Consider the following 5,774-nt stretch of genomic DNA (forward strand, 5'->3'; position numbering starts at 1 on the left):
TAACATTTTAGAGTTACTTCTAATTAGGTTTAATAAAAAGAATTAAATTATTAAATTTGCCATTATTGAAAGTTACCAGACATGGCTTCAAAAAATCAGAAAGATAAATCACGACAATATAAACCCTCTACCGTAAGACGGTTAGATACGCTTTCTGGTAATGAATGTGCTCATCCCGATTGTCCAAAAAAACTAATTGCAGAAGATGGCATTTCAATTATCAGTAAAATTTGCCATATAGAAGCCGCAAGCAAAGATGGACCTCGCTACAATAAGGACATGAATGATGATGAACGCAGAGCCTTTGAAAACTTGGTTTTGCTATGTGATGAACATCATGTGATAATTGACAACAAGGAAAATGAGGATAAATATCCCGTTTCGCTATTAAAACAATGGAAAGCTGATCACGAACGGAAAATTTTGGAAATAATTTCGAGTAAAAACCTACTTTCTAAAAATCCATTAGCACTAAATAAAGTAATAAACGTTATTGGAAATAAAATAGGAGAAATCATTGATTTGCCTGAAGCGGAAAGTGCTCCCAATCCAGAAACTAAAATTGCGTACAACAAAATTTTTCGTTATGAAGGTATTATAAGGGAATTTGCTGCTTATCAAGCTAAACTAAATCGAATATATGAAGAAATTGAGAAAGAAGGCTCTATCAAAAAAGAACTTGTTTTGCACAATATTAAAAGTTCATATATCCATGTAAGAAGGGAATATCCAACGTTTGAAGATATTACAAAAAATGCTGATGCTATTTTTGATAAAGTAATAGAAGATATATCCGAAAAAATATACAATGCTCCTAATAAAATTGAAGGTTTTGATCAAGAAACGATTGATTTTAGTATTATGATTGTTGTTGTTGATGCTTTTATGCGTTGCAATATTTTGGAAGAGCCTCCAAAATCTATTTGATATGATAATTGATAAAAATATTAATCCAGAGAGAGATTTATATTATTTGGGAGGAATCTTAATTGATGTTCTTTCTCATAAAAAGGGTAATGAAATTGACTATCTGGAATTATACAAATTGTTTAATCAAAAACACGAAATCACTATTAATCTATATTCATTAACTTTAGACTGGTTATTTATTTTGGGAGTAATAACAAAGGGTGAAAACGGGAAAATAAAAAAATGTTTTTAAAAGAACTTAAAATAGAGAATAAACAAGGGGTAATTCGAACAATTGATTTTCGCAAAGGGCTTAATTTAATTGTAGATGAAACTGCTGAAACTGATAGAAAATCAACAGGCAATAACGTTGGAAAAACAACTGTGCTTAGATTAGTCGATTTTTGTTTAGGTTCTGATGGAAAAAATATTTACCAAGATAGCGAGTTCAAGGAGCAAGAGAATAGTACAATTAAAGACTTTCTAATAGATACAGAAGTTGTTGTTTCTTTAAATGTAGTTGACGATTTAGACTTTCCTACAAACTCAATTACAATCAGAAAAAATTTCTTAAAGCATAGCAAAAAGCTACAAGAAATCAATGGGGAGAACATTTCTAATAATAAAGAATTTGATCTGAAACTTAAGGAATTGTTTTTTGATACAGGTGTTGAGAAACCAACATTTAAACAGATTATTTCAAAAAATATAAGAGACGAAAAGAATAAATTAGCGAATATCGTTAAGGTGTTGAATCCATATACCAAAACTGAAGAATATGAAGCATTATTTTTGTTTTGGTTAGGAATTAATACAGATACCCATAACCAAAAAGAACTCTTAGGAAAAGAAAAAACAAGAGAAGAAAATTTTCAAAAAAGGCTTAGAAAAGACGGAGAATTATCATTAATTGATCAACAGTTAGAACTTGTCAATTCTAAAATTTTAGAATTACAGAACCTTAAGGCAAAATTCAACTTTAATGAAAAATTTGAATCTCAAATAAGTGAATTGAATGAAGTGAAATTATCACTATCAAAACTTTCAACTGAATTTAGTCGCCTGAATATGAGGAGAGAACTCGTAATGGAAAGCAAGGAAGACTTAGAAAGGGAAAAAACTAATATAGATGTCGGTCAAATTGAACTATTGTACAATAAAGCATCAAGGTTAATCCCAACTTTACAAGTGTCTTTTCAAGAAACCATACAATTCCACAATGATTTAATTAATGAAAAAATAAAGTTTATTGAAAAGGAACTACCAGCAACAATCGAAAAGTTAAAAGAAATTTCTAAAACAATAAGCTCTCAAAGAAAACGAGAAAAAGAATTATCAGAATTCATCAGTGCTTCTGAATACAGTGATGATTATGACAAAATATTAATTGATCTTAACTCTTTTTTTGAGAAGAAAGGGTCATTAGAGGAACGCAAAAAATATTGGATAATATCCAATGAAAAGCTTGAAAGAATAAATGAAGAATTAGATACGATAAACTCTCAGATTAATTCTAAAGATAGTCTTATTCAAAAAAGAATTACACTATTCAATAAGTATTTTACAAAGATATCTAACGAGCTTTACGGCGAAGAGTATCTTTTAAGTACTCAAAAATCTGAAAAGGGTTACGATTTAATTGTTACAAATCTTGAAGGAAATCCAAGTACAGGAAAGAAAAAAGGACAAATTGCTGCTTTTGATTTTGCATACATTCAGTTTGCGGAAGAGATAGAAATAAAATTTGTACATTTTATAATGCACGATCAATTGGAGAATATGCACGATAATCAATTAAGTACAATTTTAGTAGATTTAGCAAACTCAATTAATTGTCAGTTTATTTTACCAATAGTGCGAGATAAAATCCCTTCTGATTTAGATATTGAAAAATATATAATTCTAAAACTTTCAGAAGGAAATAAACTGTTTAATGTTTAATTCAAATATTGTCAAATTCAAAATTTCAAAAGCAAAAGCAACCAAAAGCCTTTTGGAGTTAAGGGAGTTGTGTAATTATGATATTCACTCCATCATTTTTAGAAATTAAGTTTTGAATACGGAAGCATTTTTGTAAGTTTACTACGCTTAAAAAGCATTAGCTTCAGTTGGTTGAAAATTGAACTAACCACTTCTTTAGGTTTCAGTTTATTTTTCGTCCATCCTTCGCTAATACTTTTTCTTTAGTGGCAATTTTGAAGTACACAGCCTGAATAATAAAATATGTCTGAAATCCTTAAAAAACACATAAACCAAATTGTCAATATTGACGATATAGAGTTTAAAAATATTTTAATGTTTTTTAAATCAAAGAGTTATCGTAAAAAACAATTTGTAATTCAAGAAAATCAAATTGTAGATAATGTATATTTCGTTGAGGATGGGATACTAAAAACCGTTTTTATTGATGATACAGGCAAAGAACATATCTTACAGTTTGCATGTACTAATTGGTGGATTTCTGATTTTACTGCTTTTTTCAAAAAGGAAGAATCTACACTCTCAGTGGAATGTCTTACTGTCTCTAAACTCTTATCTGTCTCCTATTCCGACTTAGAATCAGTGTGCAGAAAATACCAAAAAATAGAACATTTCTTTAGAGTAAAATCAAACTTTGGATACATTGCACTGCAACAGAGAATCATTTCATTAATGTCGCAATCTGCTAAAATGAGGTATGAAAATTTTTGTATGCAATACCCTGATATGCAACAAAAAATCCCAAAACAACAAATCGCAAATTATTTAGGTGTAAGCAGAGAAACCTTAAGTCGGTTACAAAAGTGATCTACATCACAAGTTTTTTGTGATATAGATCCTTGTCTTCATCTTTTTTGTAAATGTATCTTTGCAATTCAAAATACATTATTTATGAATAGAAAAAAAGTTTGGTTTATTACAGGAGCTTCCAAAGGATTAGGACTTGAGCTTGTTATTAAATTACTTGAAAAAGGGAATCAAGTGGTGGCAACATCAAGGAATGCAGACAAGCTATTACCACTGCAAACCCAATTTTCAAACCTTCTTCCTATTTCTATGGAAGTAACAAATAAAAACAGTATTCAAGAAGCAGTTGACAAGACTATCCAGCATTTTGGCAAAATAGATGTAATAGTTAATAATGCTGGTTATGGATTATTAGGGACTATAGAAGAGTTATCGGAGAAAGAAATACAAGATATTTTTAATGTAAATGTATATGGTGTAATGAATGTTTGCAAAGCAGTATTGCCATATATGAGAAAAGAAAAATCTGGGCAAATAATCAATATAGCCTCCGTTTCAGGTTCTGTAGTCGCACCTGCAACGGGTATTTATAGTGCCACAAAAGCCGCTGTTATTCAAATTTCAGAAGCTCTAAATACGGAACTTGCTGAATTTAGCATTAAGGTTACAGCAGTATGTCCAGGTGGCTTTAGAACGGATTTTTTAGATAAATCATCTATGATTTTACCAAAAAACCCAATTCCCGATTATACACAAGTAAGAACCATCATTGAGCATTTTGGGGCATTGAATAAAAACCAAGGTGGTGACCCTAAAAAAGCCGCCGATGCATTTATAGCTTTATCGGAAATGCAAAATCCACCAGCTCGTATCTACTTTGGTACAGATGCAATACGTATGATGGAAAGAAAAATTAACGAAATTACCCAATCAATAAATCAAAATATTGGCCTAAGCGAATCCACAAATTATTAATTAAAATAAAAATAAAATTATGTCACAAGAATTAAGTAAAGATCCCGTATTTGATGGTGTAGGTTATGAACCATCATTGTTTTCTCGTTCAATGTTTGTAGCCCCAAAAACGGATTATGACCATACCGTTTATGAGAATGCCAATACAGACAAAAAGAAAAAAATCTTGGTTGTTTGTACAGAAGACCGCTATATGACGATGTCTAACGGTAAAAAATTCTCCACAGGAAATCATCCAGTAGAAACTTTAGTTCCTATGTTGCATTTAGAAGCTGCTGGTTTTGAATCACATATTTTTACACCTACAGGACAACCCGTAGCGCTAGAAATGTGGGCAATGCCATCTGAGGATGAGGCTGTAAAAGATATTTTGGATAAATATAAATCACAATTTCAAAAACCAAAGAGTTTATTAGAGTTTGTAGAAAACAACATGCAATCAGACGATGAATATGTAGCCGTTTTTTTACCTGGAGGACACGGAGCCATGCTGGGATTACCACAAAACGACAATTTAAAAAAATTGATAAACTGGGTTAATAAAGAAGACAAGTATATGCTAGCTATTTGTCACGGACCCGCTGCTTTGTTAGCAGGAGCACATCACGAAGACGCCGATAGTTTTCCTTATAAAGGATATCAAGTGAAAGCATTTCCAGACACTATCGACACCCAAACACCTGCCATAGGATATGTACCTGGAGAGATGCCTTGGTTTTATGGAGAAAAACTGAAGTCTCTTGGAGTTGAATTTCTAAACAATGATATCACAGGTGCTTGTCACACTGATAGAAAATTAATAACAGGAGATAGTCCACTTGCTGCCAATAATTTTGGTAAAATGAGTGCAAAAGAATTATTAAATCAATAAAAACTGCCACTAACAATGTCTTTGCAAAAGCGGGCTTTACTTCGGCAAGCTCAGCAACTAGAATACTCAAATTGAAACCTAACGAAGTGGTTCGAGGAAGTCAAAGTTTGAGTTTTCTTCGGCGCTAATATTTTTTCGTTGTCCGCAAGTTTATCAGTGTACCGAAACCCATCGCCAAAAGCAAAGAGTACTATCTCACACATTATGTCTTTTCATCGTTAAATTTCAACAAATCGTTCAAAAGCAAAACCAACCAAACTCCTTTTGGAGTTAAGGGAGTTATTTAATTAAA

Annotated in this window: 6 protein-coding genes; all 6 read left to right on the plus strand. The window is 31.4% G+C overall.

Annotated features, from left to right (window positions below):
• The first annotated feature begins 81 nt into the window (after positions 1–81).
• The 6 genes from AC4AGG_RS15030 (at position 82) to hchA (ending at position 5,482) form a co-directional block, all read left to right on the plus strand.
• Positions 82–927 (plus strand): ABC-three component system protein, encoded by an 846-nt coding sequence (locus AC4AGG_RS15030; RefSeq protein WP_489772836.1) that lies wholly within the window; start codon positions 82–84, stop codon positions 925–927.
• A gap of 1 nt (position 928) precedes the next feature.
• Positions 929–1,162, plus strand: coding sequence for an ABC-three component system middle component 6 (locus AC4AGG_RS15035; RefSeq protein WP_489772837.1), 234 nt, complete (start codon positions 929–931; stop codon positions 1,160–1,162).
• On the plus strand, positions 1,153–2,850 hold the full coding sequence (locus AC4AGG_RS15040) for a DUF2326 domain-containing protein (RefSeq protein ID WP_489772838.1): 1,698 nt from the start codon (positions 1,153–1,155) through the stop codon (positions 2,848–2,850). The genes AC4AGG_RS15035 and AC4AGG_RS15040 overlap by 10 nt, the downstream gene beginning before the upstream one ends.
• 282 nt (positions 2,851–3,132) lie before the next feature.
• On the plus strand, positions 3,133–3,696 hold the full coding sequence (locus AC4AGG_RS15045; RefSeq protein ID WP_489772839.1) for a Crp/Fnr family transcriptional regulator: 564 nt from the start codon (positions 3,133–3,135) through the stop codon (positions 3,694–3,696).
• An 84-nt stretch (positions 3,697–3,780) separates the two neighbouring features.
• A complete protein-coding gene (locus AC4AGG_RS15050) occupies positions 3,781–4,611 on the plus strand; it encodes an SDR family oxidoreductase (protein ID WP_489772840.1) in 831 nt (276 codons plus the stop codon).
• A 19-nt stretch (positions 4,612–4,630) separates the two neighbouring features.
• Positions 4,631–5,482: a glyoxalase III HchA gene (gene hchA, locus AC4AGG_RS15055; protein WP_489772841.1), complete on the plus strand. Its 852-nt coding sequence runs from the start codon at positions 4,631–4,633 to the stop codon at positions 5,480–5,482.
• Positions 5,483–5,774 lie beyond the last annotated feature (292 nt).

The organism is Chryseobacterium sp. CG10_8, from assembly GCF_058117085.1.

Bases quoted from the DNA above. Each gene is read 5' to 3' on its own strand.
- AC4AGG_RS15035 (WP_489772837.1), top strand. From the start codon at position 929: ATGATAATTGATAAAAATATTAATCCAGAGAGAGATTTATATTATTTG.
- AC4AGG_RS15045 (WP_489772839.1), top strand. From the start codon at position 3,133: ATGTCTGAAATCCTTAAAAAACACATAAACCAAATTGTCAATATTGAC.
- hchA (WP_489772841.1), top strand. From the start codon at position 4,631: ATGTCACAAGAATTAAGTAAAGATCCCGTATTTGATGGTGTAGGTTAT.
- AC4AGG_RS15040 (WP_489772838.1), top strand. From the start codon at position 1,153: ATGTTTTTAAAAGAACTTAAAATAGAGAATAAACAAGGGGTAATTCGA.
- AC4AGG_RS15030 (WP_489772836.1), top strand. From the start codon at position 82: ATGGCTTCAAAAAATCAGAAAGATAAATCACGACAATATAAACCCTCT.
- AC4AGG_RS15050 (WP_489772840.1), top strand. From the start codon at position 3,781: ATGAATAGAAAAAAAGTTTGGTTTATTACAGGAGCTTCCAAAGGATTA.